Source organism: Burkholderia sp. IDO3, from assembly GCF_003366075.1.
Classification (GTDB): Bacteria; Pseudomonadota; Gammaproteobacteria; order Burkholderiales; family Burkholderiaceae; genus Burkholderia; species Burkholderia anthina.
This window is the reverse complement of the sequence record NZ_CP028962.1, coordinates 19,274-37,840: the sequence shown is the minus strand read 5'-3', so window position 1 is coordinate 37,840 and position 18,567 is coordinate 19,274. Positions and strand designations below refer to the sequence as shown.

The following is an 18,567-nucleotide window of genomic DNA, read 5'->3' as shown; positions in this document are numbered from 1 at the left end:
TGTCGAAGCAGTCGTAAAATTACGACAAATCGAAAGGTGAGGTGATACGGGAGCCGGTTTCGCACGTGTCGTGCACAGGCAAAAATCTGTGAACCGGCGCATCCCGCGACACGTCTGGAAGAGTCCGGAACGCCCTGATTTCGGACCGGTGAGCGTTTTCGGGAGGCCGCTGGGGTGAGTGCTGCTTTGCACGCGCGCTTCACCGGCTATGGTGAGTATGTCGTTCTGGACGCACATCACCACAGGCGCTATCCTTCCGGGAAACTTCTCTTCCGACCCGACGCATGGCCACGAAGCGCGCCAAGAAAACCGATGTGGATGTGGTGAGTGCCAGTTCAGCCGAATTGCGTAAGGCCGTCGAGGCGATCGCAATTCAGCCGAAGAGCGGCAAGATCACGCTCCTGACCCGCAAGCTGTTCAACGTCCTGCTCGCCGTCGCGCAGCAGGCCGACGACTCGGGCGATACCTATCGCGCGCTGCTGTCGGACATCGTCGCAAATTCCGCCTTCGATTCGAACGACACCGCGCTGGTGAAGGAACACCTGCGCCGCATGGTGTCGGTCCAGGTCGAATGGAGCACGGGCACGTCGAGCCAGAAGCCGGGCCGCAAGTGGGGCATCTCGACGCTGATCGCCGATGCCGAAATTCTCGAGGATCCGGCTACTCGACGCGTGTGGGTCGAATTCTCGTTCGCGCCGAAGATCAAGAAGAAGCTGCTCGACCCGGTCCAGTACGCACGCCTGAGCCTGCAGTTCCAGAGCCAGTTGCGCAGCAGCGCCGGTCTGGCGCTGTACGAAATCTGCGTGCGCTATCTGACGAACCCGAGCCATCTGACGATGCGCGAGCCGTGGGAATGGTGGCGTCCGATTCTGTCGGGCACGCCGGACACGGAAGCCGGTGACGAGGCGAAGCGCGAGTACAAGTACTTCAAGCGCGACTATCTGCGTCCGGCGATCGCCGAGGTCAACGCGGTCACCAACATCTTCGTCGAGCTGATCGAGCATCGTGAAGGGCGGCGGGTCGCGGAGATCCAGTTCCGCGTGACCGAGCGCAAGCAGCCGATGCTCGCGCTCGACGAGCATCCGAACGTGTTCGACAGCACGCTGGTCGACCGGATGGTGAAGCTCGGGATTCCGCTCAAGGAAGCGCAGACGCTCTACGCGGACAGCGAGGAAAACCGGATTCGCGCGGCGCTGCAGATGACCGAGCAGCGGATGCGCAGCACGACGCTGCCGCCGGTGCGCAGTGCGCCCGCATTGTTCAAGGATGCGCTGAAGAAGGGCTATGCGCCGCCGGTCGAGTCCGTCGACGCGCTGCCGGCCGGCACGCCGTCGGCGAAGGTCGTCGCGGCGCAGCCGGACGATTTGAAGGCGCGTCTGCTGAGCGAATTCTCGGCGTTTCGCCGCAAGGAAGCGAAGGTGCTGTACGAGGAGCAGGGCGACGCCGAGCGCGAAGTGGCGCGCGAGTCGTTCGAGTCGGAGGTGTTGCCGACGATGGGCTCGCACCTGCGTGACGACTGGCGCAAGCGCGGCCTCGAGTCCAAGCTGGCCGAGACGGCATTTTTCGACTGGCTGGCCCAGAAGACCTGGGGCGAGCCGACCGACGGCGACCTGCTGTCGTTCACCCTGAATCAATCGCGGGCCGCCTGAGGCCCGCTCAGGCCCGCTGACGGGCCGCCGCCGGCCACCCCCGCCTACCGCGCGGGCCCGGCGCGTCGCCAGGCCCTGCCGGCCGCTTCCATCACTCCGACAACAGCATCCGCTCGAGCTGCTCGAGGATCGCGTCGCGCTTTTCCTTCGGAAGCCCGCGCAGGCGCAGTTCGATGCGGTCTTCGCCATACGACTTCAGGTCGCCGACCGACTTGCCGCCGAGCTTGATCTCCAGACGTTGCGCATAGCGCTGCCGCCCCGCCGGCTTCGGTGTCTCTTGTGCCGCGACACGGCCCTTGACGATGTCCGACACCTGACGCGTGCTGAGGTCGTCCGACACGATCTTGTTGATCAGTCGCAGCGTGGCTTCGGTGCCGCGCGCATTGTGATAGCGGCCGACCTGATACGCCATGTTCGAACCGAAGCGATCGGAACGCGCAACCATCTCCTGCATGACGGCTTCCGGCAGCTTGCCGATCGACAGCGCAACGGCGACCGTCGATTCGTCGAGGCCAAGATGTTCGGACAGCTCCTTCTGACTCTGGAAATGCTTGTTGTCGAGGAAGCGGCGCCACACGACGGCGTTGTCGAACACCGTCTGCGAATCGCGTTGCACGTTCAGGTCGTAACCGAGCTTGTAGCTCTGGATACCGATCGGCACGTCGATCACGATCGCCTTCACCGATTCCTTGTTCGCTTCCTTCAGTGCGCGCACGCGGCGGCCGCCGTCGCTGACGAAATACGTGCCCGGATTGTCGTAGTCCGGAATCACGTGAATCGCCTGCTGTTGCCCCTGCTTCGCGAGGTTGACCGCGAGCTCGGCGATCGACGATTTCAGATAGAAGTGGCGCGGATTGAACGGGCTATGCTTGATCGTCTTCAGCGGCAGCTCGATCACCTGGCCGGGGGCATAGCGGTTCTCGAGACGCCACGCGCGATATTGCGCCGACTCGTCGGACAGCGAGTCGGGCACGACTTCCGGAACGGGCGGCGGTGCGATGTCCTTCTTCGCCGACTTCGTCGGCGCGGGTGTAGCAGTCTCGGACTTGACGATGCCGTCGATGGCATTCAGCCGATCAAGCGCCGTACGCTTCTCGCTCGTCGTGATATCCGGGCGCGCCTGGAATCCTTTTGCAAATTGGGAGGGCTTCATGTGACTCCTTTATGCGCATAAAGTCAGGGCAGCATGGCGACGATTTCGTCGGCACATGCGCGGATTTCCGCAGCGGCCAGCTTGGCGCCGCGATCGTTCATCTGCAGCACGGTCTGACCGAGCGCCATCGCCTGCTTGTACGCTTCCCGGGTCGGGATTTGCGTCTTCAACAACGGGAAGCCGAGTTCCTCGAGCGCGCGCTTGAGCTCGCGCGTCAGCATCCGCTTCTCTTCGGTTTTGTTCAGCAGGAAGACGGCACGGAGGTCTTCGTTCATCACTTGCGCCTGCTGGATCAGCTTGACCAGCCCGACGCTCGACCAGTAATCGGCCGGCGACGACGAAGTCGGGATCACGGCAATCGAAGCGGCCAGCAGTACGACGCCGGATACCTTCTCCGTGATCGACGGCGGGCAATCGACGACGATGATGTCGTAGTCGTTGATGAACTTCTTGATCTCGCGATGGATCTGGCCGCCGGCTTCTGCGAGGTTGACGACCGGGAAAGGAATGCCGGTGTCGCTATCGCCGGACGCGCTTGACCAGTGAACCAGTGTGTTTTGACCGTCAGCGTCGATGACGAGGACGCGCTTCCCTTTCTCGTGGAATGCCGCGCCGAGGTGCATGGCAATCGTGCTTTTGCCGACGCCACCTTTTTGTTGAGTGACTGCAATGATTTCTGCGGCCAATTTTCACTCCTGTTTTTGGTCGTTGGAATTCTACAGGACGATATTTATATTTCAATGAAATTGTCGTTCACCAACTACGCATTAGCCATTCGGGCTATCGGTTTATGCGCATAAACGAGGCGGCGAATATCGGGTGGCCGAGGTGTCGCGGTTGTGCGGCTATGAACGGTCGATGAGTGGCAGGATAGTGGATCGGCAGAAGGGGTGGTTTCATGTCGGAGAAGCCAGTTGCTCGCTGCGATGTGGAGGCATCTGCCCTTTCGCGTGCTCAGGAGGTCTACTGCCCTGGAAGGCGAGTTTGTGCGCATAAACTTTGGAGGGGGCGGCGGATATTCGCCGGCGGGATCCGCCGTTCGACCTTGAGCTTCGACGGGTGCGTCTGCGCTGCGCAGGCTGCTGAAATGCTCGGGATGCTCGGGATGCTCGGGATGCTCGGGATGCTCGGGATGCTCGGGATGCTCGGGATGCTCGGGATGCTCGGGATGCTCGGGATGCTCGGGATGCTCGGGATGCTCGGGATGCTCGGGATGCTCGGGATGCTCGGGATGCTCGGGATGCTCGGGATGCTCGGGATGCTCGGGATGCTCGGGATGCTCGGGATGCTCGGGATGCTCGGGATGCTCGGGATGCTCGGGATGCTCGGGATGCTCGGGATGCTCGGGATGCTCGGGATGCTCGGGATGCTCGGGATGCTCGGGATGCTCGGGATGCTCGGGATGCTCGGGATGCTCGGGATGCTCGGGATGCTCGGGATGCTCGGGATGCTCGGGATGCTCGGGATGCTCGGGATGGCGCGGTGGCTGCGTGCCAGTCATCTCAGCGTTTATGCGCATAAACCTGTTGAAGATGGCGACCGCAACGGTTGCACGTTGACGATGACGCATAGAGTCGCGTGCGCTGCTGTTCGGGATGCTATCGAGCCCTGCCCGCAGCTTGCTGCGAGACTCAAGCACAGATCACGCGAAGAGATAGCCGCTAGACCTGCCCGGATGCATGCAGCTTTATGCGCATAAACTCCGCGAGGCACGGCGTGCTTGGCCATCCTCATGTTCGACACGATCCTGACCGATGGCCGTATCGGCGTGGTGTAGTTGTCAGCCCGCGTGATGGCGTTTGCGCGTGGCGAGGCCATCCGCTTTTACCGCTCTCGCTACGTCATCGCGCGGAGCCATTGTTAGCCGCGCCCCTTCGTCTGCCGCGAGCGTTTTGATGCTCGGCCGCACAACACACTTTATGCGCATAAACGTTTCAAGCACGCTTCGCTCGCACAGTTCCGGCGATGCGCTCCTCAATCGCAGCGAATCCGGGCCCCTCCTCAACCTCACCCCTGCTCCACCGAAACGCCCGTAATCAGACTGGCTACAATACGGGCCTCTACCATCCAGGCCTGAAAGATGATCACGATCTATCACAACCCCCGATGCTCGAAGTCCCGCGAGACGCTCGCGCTCGTCGATACGCTGAACACGACCGGCACCCAGGTGAACGTAGTCGAGTATCTGAAGACGCCGCCGACCGTCGATGAGCTTGAAGTACTGCATCGTCAGCTGGGCCGTCCGGTGCGCGACATGCTTCGCGATGGCGAGGAGCCGTACAAGACGCTGGATCTGGCTCGCGCGGATCTCACTGATGTCCAGGCATACGAAGCGATTGCCGCTCATCCGATTCTGCTGCAGCGTCCGATCGTCGTGTATCGAGGCAAGGCTGCCATCGGGCGGCCGCCTGAATCGGTGCGCGCGCTGTTCGAATAATTATTGTTCGGCGTATTTTTCCGATTGCATCAGCCCGGCGCATGCGCACCGGGTTGATGATTGAGATCGCTTTCCGCGACGCACTGCCCGGGCATCGCTCACCAGCGACACCAGCGACACCTAAAAAGCGCACCGGATCAGCCGGCCAAAATCACGCCTCGCCGACGCCTCGCCATACCGCCCTTTCCGCAGCCCGGAAACCGCAGCCGCCAGCAACACACAGCGACAACGGCCAAGCGCACCGGATTCCCCAAGTACATCCGCAGACCACCGACCACCCGTCGCTCGGATCTCGCAGCGAACATCACCGCACGCCGCGAAAACCAGCTCGTCACCGAGCCCCCACACCGCCCGGCCGGAACGATATCCGCGCCGCGCCGCTAATCCCCCATCGCGTCCACCCCATCCCGCCCCGCCGCCGCCTGCGCGGCAATCCTCAGCATCCCGATTTGTCCGCGATAAGCCCGGCATCCGCTACAAGTCGGCAAATGCACGTGCACCTGCATCCGCTCGTGCAGCGTCAAACGCCGATCGAGCGCATCCGACAGCAGTCGCGTCACGTTGCTACATTTCCCCGGCAGCATCTTCGGTCGTCAGTCCTTTTTCGCTGAGGCAGGTGCGCAGGCGCGTGCGCGCCCGATACAGCAGCACGCTGCAATGATTGGTCGTCAACGTCAATTCGCTGCAGATGTCCGCGATCGCGACATCGAGAAATTCGCGCATCATGAACACGCGTCCGATTTGCTCGGGAAGATGGTCGAGGCAGGCCTGGAACAGCGTCCAGAACTGCTGTTGCTGCAACAGCGTCTCGGGGCGCGGCCACGGTCGCGGCTTCGTATGCGCGGCCCAGTGTCCGTTTTCCTTGAACAACTCGCGATCGAGTACGGCTTCGCCATCGAGTTCCGCATCGAGCGCGGACAGGCTCACCATCCGCTGCCGTGCGCGCAGGACGTCGATCAGCTTGTTGCGCAGGATGCCGAACACCCAGGTCTTGTGCGCGGACCGTCCGGCAAATTCCCCGGCGTGCGACCACGCGGCGGTCAGTGCTTCCTGCACGGCATCCTCTGCGGTGTCGGCGTCGCGGAGTTGAAGTCGTGCGAATCGCAGCAGGTCGTGCCGCAGTTGTGCCAGATAGGCGGGATCGTCGTACGCGGACGGCATGGTGGATCGGAAGCCTCATGAAGCGATCGCGAGTGCGCCACAGGGCGGGCGCGTCGCCGTGCGAGCAGCTTACTGGGCGCCGCGTCGGCCCGCAACGTATGTTCCGTCGCGAATTCACGAACGCGGCCGGTGCGCTGCGCTATGCTTGCCGGAACCCCGCGTCGCGTGCCGCGACGTCGCGACACGGGCGGTTTGTAACGTCAGATCATAACGGCGAAGTTATCCACAATTTCTGTGGAAAACCTTGTGGAAAGTCGGCCGGATGGCCCCGTGGGACGGCTCGCGGGCTGGCTTGCCTATAAACAGACCTTTGTTGCCTGTCCAGAATCAATCGATTCGATTCCTCACTCACCGGAAGGAGAAAGCCATGTCCTATCGTGTTGCGGTCGTCGTCGGCAGCCTGCGTCGCGGTTCCTGGAATCGCGCGCTCGCGCATGCCGTGGTGTCGCTCGCCCCTGCCGACTTCTCGTTCGAATTCGTCGAGATCGGCGAGCTGCCGTTGTACAGCCAGGACTACGACACCGATTATCCGGAAGTCGCGAAGCGCTTCAAGCAGTCGATCGAGGCGTCGGATGCGCTGCTGTTCGTCACGCCCGAATACAACCGGTCGATTCCGGGCGTGCTGAAGAATGCGCTGGACTGGGGCTCGCGTCCGTGGGGCCACAACTCGTGGTCGGGCAAGCCGGGCGCGGTGCTCGGCACGTCGCCGGGCGCGGTCGGCACGGCGCTCGCGCAGCAGCACCTGCGCAACGTGCTCGCGTATCTCGACGTGAAGACGCTCGGCCAGCCCGAGATGTTCATCAAGCACGACCCGGCCCGCATCGACGATCAAGGCCAGATCGTCAGCGAGGACACCCGCAAGTTCCTGCAGGGCTTCGTCGATCGCTACGTCGACTGGGTCCGCGTGCTGAAGGCGGCCTGAGCGCCGCCTCCTTCACGCCGCCGGCGCCTGACTCGCATGCCGCGGTTCAGGCGCCGGCATGCCGCGCATCGCGTGCTTCGCGAATCCCGAGCAGGATCTCGTCGAGCAGCGCGATGTCGAACGGCTTCGACAGCACGCGCACGTTGACGGTACGCGTGCGGTCGAGTTCTTCCGCATAACCCGTGACCAGAATCACGGGCAGTTTCCCCGGCCGCTTATCGATGGCTTCGGCGAGGTCGATGCCGTTCAGGCTGCCCGGCATGTGGATATCCGAGATCACCAGATCGAACGTATCGTTCGCGGCCGCGCCTTCGATCAGGCGCAACGCGTCGTCGGCGGTGGGCGCATAGGTCACGCGGTGCCCGAGCAGCGTGAGCAGCGCCTCGGTGCCGGCCGCGACTTCGCTGTTGTCTTCCACGAGCAGCACGTGCAACCCGGCGAGCGCGCCCGCATCGTGCGCGGCAGGCTGCGGCCGCGCGACGATGTCCTCGACGCGCGCGCGCGGCAGGTACAGGCGTACCGACGTCCCGGCACCGACCGCGCTGTCGATCGTCGCAAGGCCGCCCGAGCGCTCGCAGAACGCGAACACCTGCGGCAACCCGAGCCCCGTTCCCATTCCGTGCGCCTTCGTCGTGAACAGCGGCTCGAACGCGCGCGCGAGCACGTCGGGCGCCATGCCCGAGCCCGTATCGTCGAGCGAGATCTGCACGAAATCGCCGGTCAGCGGAAAGCCGTCCTCGCGACGCAGCGTCACGTTGCGCGCGCCGACCGTGAAGCGGCCGCCGGCCGACATCGCGTCGCGCGCATTGACCGCGAGATTGATCACCGCGAGCTCGAGCTCCGCGACATCGATACGGATCGGCCATACGCCGGGCTCGATTGCGACGACCAGCGACGACTTCGAACCGAGCGACGTCTTCAGCAGTTCGCGGCACGTGCCGACCCATTGGCCGACGTCGATCGTCTCGTTGTGCAGCGGCTGCTTGCGTGCGACGCCGAGGAGCTGGCGCGTGAGCGACTGGCCGTTCTTCAGCGCGCGTTCGATCGCGCCGAGCTCCTTGTCGAGATGCGGAACCCCGCGCCGCCGTACGATCTGCACGTTGCTCGAGATGATCATCAGCAGGTTGTTGAAGTCGTGCGCGACGCTGCCGACCAGGTTGCCGAGCGCCTGCATCTTGCGCGACTGCCGGTACGCCGATTCGATCGAGCGCCGCATCGACGCTTCCGCCTGCCAGCGGTCCCACGCCTGCTCTTCCGCCTTCAGCCGCTTCAGCGACAGCCAGATCACCGACCACAGCGCGATCGACGGCGCGAACATCGAGATGAACAGCACGCTCAGGTGTTCGTACCATTCGCGCCAGATTGCCGAGGTCCGGTATGCACAGGTGACGTAGACGGGATAGCTGCCGACCTGGCGGTACGCGACGATCTCGCTGCCGGCGCCTTCATGGCGCACGCGCACCACGCCCGAGCGCGGGTCGTTGTGCGGGTTGCCGAAGGTGGCGACGCGATCGGTATGCGCGAGCGCCGGCGGCGGCGGGTACGACGCGATCACCGCGCCGTCGGAGCGCGCGAGCGCCATCGTCATCGGCGTGCTCGCGCCGCCGAGCAGGTCGCGGTAGAACGCGTTGAAATACGACGATTTCAGCGCGATCGACACCATGCCGGCGAACGAACCGTCGCTGTGGCGTCGCGCGACGCCGGTGTTGAACACGGGAATGTTCTCGAGCTTGAGCGGCCCCATCATCAGCCGCGAGATATGTTCGATCACCTTGCCGTCGCGGATGCCGGCGAAATCGTCGCGGTTCGCGATCGACGCATACGGCGCCGGATAGTAGAGGCTGTTCGCGAGCAGCATCCCGCTCGCGCCGAAGATCGATACGGCCGCCACCTGCGGATAGCCGCCGCCGATCGTGTTCAGCGCTTCGTGAATGTCGGACTCGTCGTGACGCACGGTGGCGTCGTCCATGTCCTGCACGAGGTCGACGATGCGCGCGTCGAGGCTTTCGGTCAGGTCGAACACCTTGAGCGCGTGTTCCTCGGCGACGCGCACGGTGCGCATCGTCACGTCGCTCGCCGCGGCTTCGCGCGCCTTCAGGTCGTTGTACGCCATGACCGACACGTAGATGCACGGCAGCACGATCGCCGCGACGAGCAGCACGATCAGCGTGACGCGCCGAACCGCGAAATCGTGCTCGGGCGCGCCGGACGCGTAGCTGCCGTCGTCCTGCCAGTCGTCGGCGGGCGGGGAGGCGGGTATGCGGGAGTCGGCGGGCCGTTCGGACGTCATCGAAGGAAGCGGGTGAAGCGAAGGTTGCATGCAATCATAAACGAGTTGCGCACGCCCGCCGCGACGCCGCGCGCGGGCATGGCCTGACGATTCCGGCCGGGGCCAAATGAAAGATTGAAAACGCGACAAATCCGGAAGCGCAAACGTACACAAAGAAAAATTTTGCGTGCTTATCTTGAAAACAGGCGTGGCTGTTTTCGGAATGCCGGACGATCGGATCGATTTTGTTCGAAATGGTGAAAATGACGAGTTGCATCGCCTCCGGTTTACTCAGAGAATCGCGCGTTGCTTTCCTTATGACAGATATATGCGCCCGCCGGCGTTTGCCGCGCGGTGCGTCGCGTGTTCGTGCGCGGCGCCCGCGTGGCCGCACGGTGGCTGCCCGCGCTTGATTGCATCGCGGCTCAAGAAGCGCGCCGTGCGGTCGTTAACGCGAGAGAGACCATTCCGTATACCGCTTCACGCCATGCCTTTGCCGATTGTGATTGCCGACGATTCCCTGCTCGCTCGCAAACTTCTGACAAAGGCGCTGCCGGGGGACTGGGACGTCGACGTCGCGTATGCGGCGAATGGTCGCGAGGCGCTGGCGCTCTATCGTGACGGCAAAGCTTCCGTGATGTTTCTGGACCTGACGATGCCCGACATGACCGGCTATCAGGTCCTGGAGACACTGCGCCACGAAGATCTGAACACGTTCGTGATCGTGGTATCCGCCGATATCCAGCCGCAGGCGCAAGTCCGCGTGCGCGAGCTGGGCGCGATCGCATTCGTTGCCAAGCCCGTGACGTCGGAGGCATTGCTGCCCATTCTCAAGGAGTATGGGTTGTATGCCTGACTCGGTGTTCACGGCGGAGCAACGCGACGCGTTGCAGGAAATCGCCAACCTCGCGATGGGCCGCGCCGCCGCGCGGCTCGCGCTGCTGCTCGGGCATTTCATCGAGCTGTCGGTGCCGCGTGTGCGCGTCGTGAAGGCCGCCGACGCGGGCGCCGCGCTGCGCGAGATGACCGGCATTCACGAGAACGTGACGGCCGTGCGTCAGGGATTTCGTTCCGACATCAAGGGCGAGGCGATCGTGCTGTGCCGAAGCGCGGGCGTCGCGCGGCTGATATCGCTGATGGATCGCACGTTCGGCGACGGCGCGTACGGCGGCATGGCGACCCAGGACGAACTCGTGTTCGACGTCGCCAACGTGCTGATGAGCGCATGCGTCGCGTCGATTCTCGACGAGCTCGGCCGCAAGCCCGTGTTCTTCCCGCCGGGGCTGCTCGGCACGAACGTGTCGTTCGACGACGTGTTCCAGCCGAACGCGCTCGCGTGGCGCGTGGCGCTGCTGCTCGAAGTGAACTTCGGGCTCGAGGATCGTGCGTTTCGCGCACATTTCGTGATGCTGATGGCCGAGGATTCGATCCGGCTGATAGGCGACGCGCTCGACGCGTTGCTGTCCGCGCTATGACCGCCGCCGCGTCGTTGAGCGACCTCGTGATCGAACGGGTGGGCTTCGGCCTGTTCGTGCTCGATCGCTCGATGACCGTGCTGATGTGGAACCGCTTCATGCAGGACCACAGCGGCATCGCGGCTGACGACGTGATCGGCCGCAACCTGTTCGACTGCTTTCCCGACCTGCCGCGCGCATGGCTCGAACGCAAGCTCGAGAGCGTGTTCCAGCTCGGCAGTTTCGCGTTCAGCTCGTGGGAGCAGCGGCCCTACCTGTTTCGCTTCGAGCACGACCGGCCGATCACGGGCGGCGTCGACTACATGCAGCAGGACTGCACGTTCATGCCGCTCACGCGCGGCCGCGAAGTCGAAGCCGTGTGCGTGACGATCTCGGACGTCACGCACGTGAGCGTGATGCAGCGCGAGCGCGAGGAGGCCGTCGCGATGCTGCGCGAGCACGCGAATCGCGACGGCCTCACCGGCATCGCGAACCGGCGTTTCTTCGAGGCGCGGCTCGGCGACGAGTTCGCGCGCTGGCAGCGCTACGGCGGCGACCTGTCGGTGCTGCTGTTCGATCTCGACCACTTCAAGACGATCAACGATCGGTTCGGGCATGCGGTCGGCGATGCGGTGTTGCGCGAGACGGCGCGCCGGGTCGCGTCGATCGTGCGCGTGCAGGACACGTTCGGCCGTTTCGGCGGCGAGGAATTCGCGCTGCTGCTGCCGTGTACCAATCTCGACGAGGCGATGCAGGTGGCCGACAAGGTGCGCGATGCGATCGGCAGCACGCCGGTCGACGCGGAAGGCGTCAGCGTGCCGGTGACGGCGAGCGTCGGCGCCGCCGCCGCGACGGCGGGCGCGCCCGCGAGCGACGCGCTCGTCAACGACGCCGACACCGCGCTCTATCGCGCGAAGCGGCTCGGGCGCGACCGCTCGATCGCGTACGCGTGAGCGTCGCGCCGCCGCTTCGCGCGGGCGGCGGTGGCTGCGGCGCTCAGCTTTTCGCGATGTCCGCCAGCACGCCGGCCAGCACGGCGGGCTGCGACATGAACGGCGAGTGGCTGCTGTCGAGCTGGTGCACGTGCGTCGGGTTGCCGGGCGCGAACGCGTCGGCCTCGTCGATGAAGCGCTGCTGCAGCGCGGGCAGGATCACGCGATCCTGCAGGCACTTGATGTAGTGACGGTCGATCGCGCCCCAGCGTGCGGCGGTCGTCGGGATCGCGGTCGCGAACGGCGCGGCCGGCACGTCGCAGGTCATCAGGTTCGCCACCGCGTCGAAGTCGGCCTGCGGCACGTCGTCGTACAGCGCGCGCTTGGCCAGCTCGCGATACGCGGCGTCGCCGCTGCGCGGATCGATCCGCAGCGCACCCGCGACGCGCGGGCTCGCGAGCATCAGCGGGCCGAGCAGCTCGCCCTTGTTTTCGGGCGCGCGCACGTAGTCGAGGCCCGGCACGCCGGACGCGGGCATGAACGCCGCGAGATAGACGACCTTCGCGATCTTCTCCGGCGCGCGCTCCGCGGCGGCCGTGATCGCAAGGCCGCCCATGCTGTGGCCGACCAGGACGACCTTGCCGTGTCCGAGCGCGTAAGCGTCGTCGACGGCCTGCATCACCTGCGACGCGTAGTCGTCGAGCGTCGTGTTCGCGACCGGCGACGGCTCGGCGCCGAACGCCTCCTTGTCGAGCGGCCGTTCGAGATAGGACGCGGGAAAGCGGGCATTGATGCCGTGCGCCGGCAGGTCGCGCGCGATCGACAGATAGCCGCGCGCGGCCAGTGCGGCCCCGACGTGCGCGTAGCACCACGCACCGTGCCACGCGCCGTGCACGAGCACGAAAACGGGATGGCCGGACTGCGGGGTGGCGGTTACGTTCGTCTCCATGGTGTCCGTATTTTTTTGAGAAGGACGTTCATCTTAGACGATGCCGCGCGCGTTCAAGCATCAACGCGCCGACCCGATGAAGCACGCATTCGTATCGGTTGTCACGATCGGGCCCTTTTGTCTCGTGCCGGCCACATTTCGTCCATATCTGATTTGATTTTGCGCGGAAGCGCGTTAATTTGACGCTTTGTTCCCGATTACGCCTCATGAACGTCGACTACCTCTTCTATCGGAAGCCGGACAAGCCCGGCCCCTATTCCCTCGACGACCTGGGCGACATTGCGCCGCCGATCGGCCCGAGCGACGCGGTGCGCGCGGGAATCGCGCGCGTATTCGAGCAGATCGACTGGCAGGAGTCGCCCGACGTGCCGGGCGCATGGTTCGGCACCGGCGGCCCGTCGTTCCAGTTCACGGCGGAATCCGACGGGCACGTGACGAGCTTCATGGGTTCGCGTCTCGAACGTCGCTCGATGCTTCAACTGACCCGGGAAATGGGGCTCATCGCGCTCGATCTGCAGCGCGACATCGTCTACGGCTGACGGGCGGCGCGACGCCGTTCGCCGCCGTCGCCGCGGCCGGCCCCGCCGGCCCGGCGCTGCCCCGGGCGGCCCGCCAGGCATGGCGCGTGTCCGCCATCGAACTTCAAAGATTGCTATACTTTCGCCCAATTCCGGCTTCCGGCCGGTAATTTGTGCCTGTCTGCGTCGATCGTTCGCATATCTCGCACGCATTTGACGCCCTGACCAACCCAGCCGGGCATGGCTTCTTCAATCGCCCCGCGTGGGTGTCTCCGTGGAGCTCGTCTTGGCCGTTTCCAATCTCGTCGTGGACGAACAAGAAACCGACGCCGCTGCCGTCACATCGGGCAGTTCTTTCTATTTGGCCATGCGTATCCTGCCGGCCGTGCAGCGCGACGCGATGTTCCAGGTCTACGCGTTCTGCCGCGCGGTCGACGACATCGCCGACAGCGACCTGCCGCGCGCCGAGCGCAACGCGGGCCTCGATCGCTGGCGCGCGGACATCGACGCATGCTTCGCCGGCCGGCCGCCGCGCCATCTGGTGGCGCTCGAGCGCGAGATTCGCGCATTCAACCTGCAGCGCGACGACTTCCACGCGATGATCGACGGGATGGCGATGGACGCCGCCGAAGACATCTGCGCGCCCGACGAGCCGACCCTCGACCTGTTCTGCGATCGCGTGGCGAGCGCGGCCGGCCGTCTGTCGGTGAGGATTTTCGGGATTCCGGAAGCGGAAGGGATCACGCTGTCGCACCACCTCGGCCGCGCGCTGCAACTGACCAACATCCTGCGCGACATCGACGACGACGCGGCGATCAACCGCTGCTACCTGCCGCGCGAGCTGCTCGCGCGCGAAGGCATCGCGATCACCGATCCGGCGACGATCGTGCGCGATCCGGCGCTGCCGCGCGTGTGCGCGACGCTCGTCGAGCGCGCAATCGAGCACTTCCGCCAGGCCGACGCGGTGATGGACACCTGCACGCGCGCGCAGGTGAAGGCGCCGCGCATCATGTCGGGCGCGTACCGCTGCATTCTCGACGCCGCGATCGCGCGCGGCTTCGCCGCGCCGCGCGCGCCGCTTCGCAAGCCGAAGGCGCGCATGCTGATGATCGCCGCGCGCTACGCGCTGTTCTGAGCCGATGCCCAGAACCGTCCACGTGATCGGTGCAGGACTCGCGGGCCTGTCGGCTGCCGTCGAGCTGCAACGCCGCGGGCGGCGCATCGTGCTGCACGACGCGCATGCGCACGCGGGCGGCCGCTGCCGCTCGTGGTTCGACGGGACGCTGAACACGACGCTCGACAGCGGGCTGCATCAGGTTTTCGCGGGGCAACCCGCCATGCAGCGCTATCTGCGCGCGATCGGCGCGGCCGATCAGCTCGCGGGGCCCGCGCTGCCTGAATTCGCGATGGTCGACGTCGCGTCGCAGCAGCGCTGGACGCTGCGCTTCGGCGACGGACGCTGGCCGTCGTGGCTGTTCGACGCGGCAGCGCGCGCGCCGGGGACGACACCGTTCGATTACCTCGTGCTCGCGTCGCTCGCGTTCGCGCGCACGGGCCGCTCACTCGCACAGACGATGCGATGCGACGGCGTGCTGTGGGAACGTTGGCTGAGGCCGTTTTTCCTCGGTGTGCTGAATGTCGAGCCGCGTCACGCGAGCGCCGAGCTCGCGCGCGCGGCGCTGTGCGGCACGTTCGCCGCGGGCGGCCCCGGCTGCCGTCCGCGCGTCGCGCGCCACGGGCTCGGCAGCGCCTTCGTCGAACCGGCGCTGCGGATGCTGCAGCATGGCGGCGCGCAGATCCGGCTGAACTCGCGGCTCGACGCGCTCGAATTCGGCGCGCACGGCAACGCGGTCGACGCGGTGGCGATCGGCGGCGAGCGCATCGATCTCGCGCCGGGCGACGCGGTCGTGCTGGCCGTGCCGCCCGAGGTCGCGCAGCCGCTCGTACCGGATCTGACCGCGCCCGACACGTTCGGCGCGGTCGTGACCGCCTATTTCGCGGTCGAGGCGCCGGCCGGCAGCCCGCTGCAGACGAGCGTCGTCAACGGCGTGGTCGACGCGGTGCGTACCGGTGGCGGCCCGCTCGCGGCGACGATCCGGGACGCGGGCCGCTGGCTCGACATGCCGCGCGACGTGCTCGCGCGGCGCATCTGGGAAGACGTCGCGCGCGTGAGCGGCGCGAACCCGGACACCCTTCCCGCGTGGCAGCTCGTCGTCGAGCCGCGCGCGGGTTTTGCGGCGGTGCCGTCGCAGGAAATGAAGCGTCCGGCCGTGCGAACGCGCTGGACCAATCTCGTGCTGGCGGGCGACTGGATTGCCACCGGCCTGCCCGCCACGATCGAGGGCGCGATCCGCTCCGGCCAGCTGGCCGCGGACGTGCTCCAGACACAGTAAGCAACAGAGCAACAGAGGGACCGATGAACGATCTCACCGATATAGCTACCCTGTCCGCCGGCACCACGCCGGCCGGGCTCGACGCGGCCGTTGCCGGCGCAACCGACGCGCTGCTGGCCGCACAGAAAGCGGACGGACACTGGGTCTACGAACTCGAGGCCGATTCGACGATTCCCGCCGAATACGTGCTGCTCGTCCACTATCTCGGCGAGACGCCGAACCTCGAGCTCGAACAGAAGATCGGCCGCTATCTGCGCCGCATCCAGCAGGCGGACGGCGGCTGGCCGCTGTTTACCGACGGCGCGCCGAACATCAGCGCGAGCGTGAAGGCGTACTTCGCACTGAAGGTGATCGGCGACGACGAAAACGCCGAGCACATGCAGCGCGCGCGCCGTGCGATCCACGCGATGGGCGGCGCGGAGATGTCGAACGTGTTCACGCGCATCCAGCTCGCGCTGTACGGTGCGATTCCGTGGCGCGCGGTGCCGATGATGCCGGTCGAGATCATGCTGCTGCCGCAGTGGTTCCCGTTCCATCTGTCGAAGGTGTCGTACTGGGCGCGGACGGTGATCGTGCCGCTGCTGGTGCTGAACGCGAAGCGCCCGCTCGCGAAGAATCCGCGCGGCGTGCGCATCGACGAGCTGTTCATCGACCCGCCCGTCAACGCCGGGCTGCTGCCGCGCCAGGGCCACCAGAGCCCCGGCTGGTTCGCGTTCTTCCGCGTGGTCGACCATGCGCTGCGCGCGGCCGACGGGCTGTTCCCGAGCTACACGCGCGAGCGCGCGATCCGTCAGGCCGTGTCGTTCGTCGACGAGCGCCTGAACGGCGAGGACGGCCTCGGTGCGATTTATCCGGCGATGGCCAACGCGGTGATGATGTACGACGTGCTCGGCTATGCGGAAGATCATCCGAATCGCGCGATCGCGCGCCAGTCGGTCGAGAAGCTGCTCGTCGTGCACGAGGACGAAGCGTATTGCCAGCCGTGCCTGTCGCCGGTGTGGGACACGTCGCTCGCCGCGCATGCGCTGCTCGAAACCGGCGACGCACGCGCCGAGGCGGCCGTGATGCGCGGCCTCGACTGGCTGCGCCCGCTGCAGATCCTCGACGTGCGCGGCGACTGGATCTCGCGCCGCCCGAACGTGCGGCCGGGCGGCTGGGCATTCCAGTACGCGAACGCGCATTACCCGGACGTCGACGACACGGCCGTGGTCGTGATGGCGATGGACCGGGCGCAGAAGCTCCGGCACACGGACACGTATCGCGAATCGATGGCGCGCGCGCGCGAATGGGTCGTCGGCATGCAGAGCAGCGACGGCGGCTGGGGCGCGTTCGAACCGGAAAACACGCAGTACTACCTGAACAACATCCCGTTCTCGGATCACGGCGCGCTGCTCGATCCGCCGACGGCCGACGTGTCGGGCCGCTGCCTGTCGATGCTGTCGCAGCTCGGCGAGACGCCGCTGAACAGCGAACCGGCCCGCCGCGCGCTCGACTACATGCTGAAGGAACAGGAGCCGGACGGCAGCTGGTACGGCCGCTGGGGGATGAACTACGTGTACGGCACGTGGACGGCCCTGTGCTCGCTGAACGCGGCCGGCCTGACGCCGGACGATCCGCGCATGAAGCGCGGCGCGCAGTGGCTGCTGTCGATCCAGAACAAGGACGGCGGCTGGGGCGAGGACGGCGACAGCTACAAGCTGAACTACCGCGGCTTCGAGCAGGCGCCGAGCACCGCGTCGCAGACGGCCTGGGCGCTGCTCGGCCTGATGGCGGCCGGCGAGGTGAACAACCCGGCCGTGGCACGCGGCGTCGACTACCTGATCGCCCGGCAGAACGACGAAGGCTTGTGGGACGAGACGCGTTTCACGGCGACCGGCTTCCCGCGCGTGTTCTACCTGCGCTATCACGGCTATCGCAAGTTCTTCCCGCTGTGGGCGCTCGCGCGCTATCGCAACCTGAAGCGCGCGAACGCCACGCGCGTGACGGTCGGGATCTGACGCGTGGCCGCGACGCAGCGCAACGGCACGTTGCCCGTCATCGCCGTCACGGGGATGGCGTTCGAGGCGCGCATCGCGCGCGGCCACGGGGTCGAGGCGGTGTTCGCCGCGCGGGCCGACCGGCTCGAACGTGCGCTGGCCGAAGCGACCGCACGCGGGTGCGCGGGCATCGTCAGCTTCGGCACGGCGGGCGGGCTCGCGCCCGATCTGGCGCCCGGCGCGCTCGTGATCGCGGACGCGGTCGACGGGCCGTTCGGCCGCGTGCGGACGGACACGGGCTGGAGCGCGCGGCTCGTCGCGGCGCTGCACGACACGCCGGTGTGGGCGCGCGTCACGCTCGGCACGATGGCGGCTGTCGGCGCGCCGGTGATCAGCGAGCAGGACAAGACGTCGCTGCATCATGCGAAGCGCGCGCTCGCGGTCGACATGGAGTCGCACATCGCGGCCGCGTTCGCGGCGGCGCGCGGCGTGCCGTTCGCGGTGTGCCGCGCGATCGTCGACCCGGCGTGGCGCACGCTGCCGCGCGCGGCGACGGCCGGCCTGCGCGACGACGGCAGCACGGCCATCCTGCCGATCCTGCGCGAACTGCTGAAGCAGCCGTCGCAGCTCGGCCCGCTGCTGCAGGTCGCCAGCGACGCGCGTGCGGCACGCACGACGCTGATCCAGGCGCGGCACGCGTTCGAGCGTGCGGGCGCATTGCGGATCGTCTGAGCGGCGTTCGCCGCTTCTCCCC

At 66.2% G+C, this 18,567-nt stretch carries 18 protein-coding genes; 12 read left to right on the top strand and 6 right to left on the bottom strand.

The window, feature by feature from the left end:
* Positions 1–284: 284 nt before the first annotated feature.
* Complete coding sequence (locus DCN14_RS00170; RefSeq protein WP_096508875.1) at positions 285–1,649, top strand: replication initiation protein; 1,365 nt, start codon at positions 285–287, stop codon at positions 1,647–1,649.
* Between the two features lie 91 nt (positions 1,650–1,740).
* On the opposite strand, the gene DCN14_RS00165 is transcribed toward DCN14_RS00170, so the two are convergent.
* Positions 1,741–2,802, bottom strand: a complete 1,062-nt coding sequence (locus DCN14_RS00165) for a ParB/RepB/Spo0J family partition protein (RefSeq protein ID WP_096508874.1) — start codon at positions 2,800–2,802, stop codon at positions 1,741–1,743.
* Between the two features lie 23 nt (positions 2,803–2,825).
* Positions 2,826–3,488: a ParA family partition ATPase gene (gene parA / locus DCN14_RS00160; protein ID WP_059448842.1), complete on the bottom strand. Its 663-nt coding sequence runs from the start codon at positions 3,486–3,488 to the stop codon at positions 2,826–2,828.
* A 401-nt stretch (positions 3,489–3,889) separates the two neighbouring features.
* Here parA and DCN14_RS37755 point away from each other — a divergent pair, with 401 nt between their 5' ends.
* Together DCN14_RS37755 and arsC are read left to right on the top strand one after the other, a co-directional pair.
* Positions 3,890–4,501 carry a hypothetical protein gene (locus DCN14_RS37755; protein WP_240327221.1) on the top strand — a complete coding sequence of 204 codons (612 nt, stop codon included), beginning with the start codon at positions 3,890–3,892 and terminating at the stop codon, positions 4,499–4,501.
* Between the two features lie 381 nt (positions 4,502–4,882).
* Positions 4,883–5,239 carry an arsenate reductase (glutaredoxin) gene (gene arsC / locus DCN14_RS00150; protein WP_096508809.1) on the top strand — a complete coding sequence of 119 codons (357 nt, stop codon included), beginning with the start codon at positions 4,883–4,885 and terminating at the stop codon, positions 5,237–5,239.
* A gap of 380 nt (positions 5,240–5,619) precedes the next feature.
* On the opposite strand, the gene DCN14_RS00145 is transcribed toward arsC, so the two are convergent.
* Positions 5,620–5,823, bottom strand: a complete 204-nt coding sequence (locus DCN14_RS00145) for a zf-HC2 domain-containing protein (protein WP_096508808.1) — start codon at positions 5,821–5,823, stop codon at positions 5,620–5,622.
* A complete protein-coding gene (locus DCN14_RS00140; protein ID WP_096508807.1) occupies positions 5,804–6,400 on the bottom strand; it encodes an RNA polymerase factor sigma-70 in 597 nt (198 codons plus the stop codon). The genes DCN14_RS00145 and DCN14_RS00140 overlap by 20 nt, the downstream gene beginning before the upstream one ends.
* A gap of 367 nt (positions 6,401–6,767) precedes the next feature.
* Here DCN14_RS00140 and DCN14_RS00135 point away from each other — a divergent pair, with 367 nt between their 5' ends.
* The gene (locus tag DCN14_RS00135) at positions 6,768–7,322 is read left to right on the top strand and encodes an NAD(P)H-dependent oxidoreductase (protein ID WP_096508806.1); all 555 of its coding nucleotides are present in this window, start codon (positions 6,768–6,770) and stop codon (positions 7,320–7,322) included.
* A 46-nt stretch (positions 7,323–7,368) separates the two neighbouring features.
* Here the strand turns inward: DCN14_RS00135 and DCN14_RS00130 are convergent, their stop codons facing one another.
* Complete coding sequence (locus DCN14_RS00130) at positions 7,369–9,612, bottom strand: hybrid sensor histidine kinase/response regulator (RefSeq protein WP_096508805.1); 2,244 nt, start codon at positions 9,610–9,612, stop codon at positions 7,369–7,371.
* A gap of 466 nt (positions 9,613–10,078) precedes the next feature.
* On the opposite strand from DCN14_RS00130, the gene DCN14_RS00125 reads away from it, so the two are divergent.
* Genes DCN14_RS00125 through DCN14_RS00115 form a run of 3 tightly spaced genes read left to right on the top strand, consistent with a single transcriptional unit; the run spans position 10,079 to position 11,998 of the window.
* A complete protein-coding gene (locus tag DCN14_RS00125) occupies positions 10,079–10,447 on the top strand; it encodes a response regulator (protein ID WP_096508804.1) in 369 nt (122 codons plus the stop codon).
* Positions 10,440–11,066: a chemotaxis protein CheC gene (locus DCN14_RS00120; protein ID WP_096508803.1), complete on the top strand. Its 627-nt coding sequence runs from the start codon at positions 10,440–10,442 to the stop codon at positions 11,064–11,066. Before DCN14_RS00125 ends, DCN14_RS00120 begins: the two co-directional genes overlap by 8 nt.
* Entirely contained in the window at positions 11,063–11,998 is a 936-nt protein-coding gene (locus DCN14_RS00115) for a diguanylate cyclase (RefSeq protein WP_096508802.1), read from the top strand. Before DCN14_RS00120 ends, DCN14_RS00115 begins: the two co-directional genes overlap by 4 nt.
* Positions 11,999–12,041: 43 nt before the next feature.
* On the opposite strand, the gene DCN14_RS00110 is transcribed toward DCN14_RS00115, so the two are convergent.
* Positions 12,042–12,926: an alpha/beta fold hydrolase gene (locus DCN14_RS00110; protein ID WP_096508801.1), complete on the bottom strand. Its 885-nt coding sequence runs from the start codon at positions 12,924–12,926 to the stop codon at positions 12,042–12,044.
* Positions 12,927–13,132: 206 nt separating this feature from the next.
* Here DCN14_RS00110 and DCN14_RS00105 point away from each other — a divergent pair, with 206 nt between their 5' ends.
* The 5 genes from DCN14_RS00105 to DCN14_RS00085 all read left to right on the top strand — a co-directional run bounded on the left by DCN14_RS00105 (position 13,133) and on the right by DCN14_RS00085 (position 18,545).
* Positions 13,133–13,465, top strand: coding sequence for a hypothetical protein (locus DCN14_RS00105; RefSeq protein ID WP_096508800.1), 333 nt, complete (start codon positions 13,133–13,135; stop codon positions 13,463–13,465).
* A gap of 265 nt (positions 13,466–13,730) precedes the next feature.
* Positions 13,731–14,579: a presqualene diphosphate synthase HpnD gene (hpnD, locus tag DCN14_RS00100; protein ID WP_096508799.1), complete on the top strand. Its 849-nt coding sequence runs from the start codon at positions 13,731–13,733 to the stop codon at positions 14,577–14,579.
* Between the two features lie 4 nt (positions 14,580–14,583).
* Positions 14,584–15,837 (top strand): hydroxysqualene dehydroxylase HpnE, encoded by a 1,254-nt coding sequence (gene hpnE, locus DCN14_RS00095; protein WP_096508798.1) that lies wholly within the window; start codon positions 14,584–14,586, stop codon positions 15,835–15,837.
* A 23-nt stretch (positions 15,838–15,860) separates the two neighbouring features.
* Positions 15,861–17,834, top strand: coding sequence for a squalene--hopene cyclase (shc, locus tag DCN14_RS00090; protein ID WP_096508797.1), 1,974 nt, complete (start codon positions 15,861–15,863; stop codon positions 17,832–17,834).
* Positions 17,835–17,837: 3 nt separating this feature from the next.
* Entirely contained in the window at positions 17,838–18,545 is a 708-nt protein-coding gene (locus DCN14_RS00085; RefSeq protein WP_096508796.1) for a phosphorylase, read from the top strand.
* Positions 18,546–18,567: the final 22 nt, after the last annotated feature.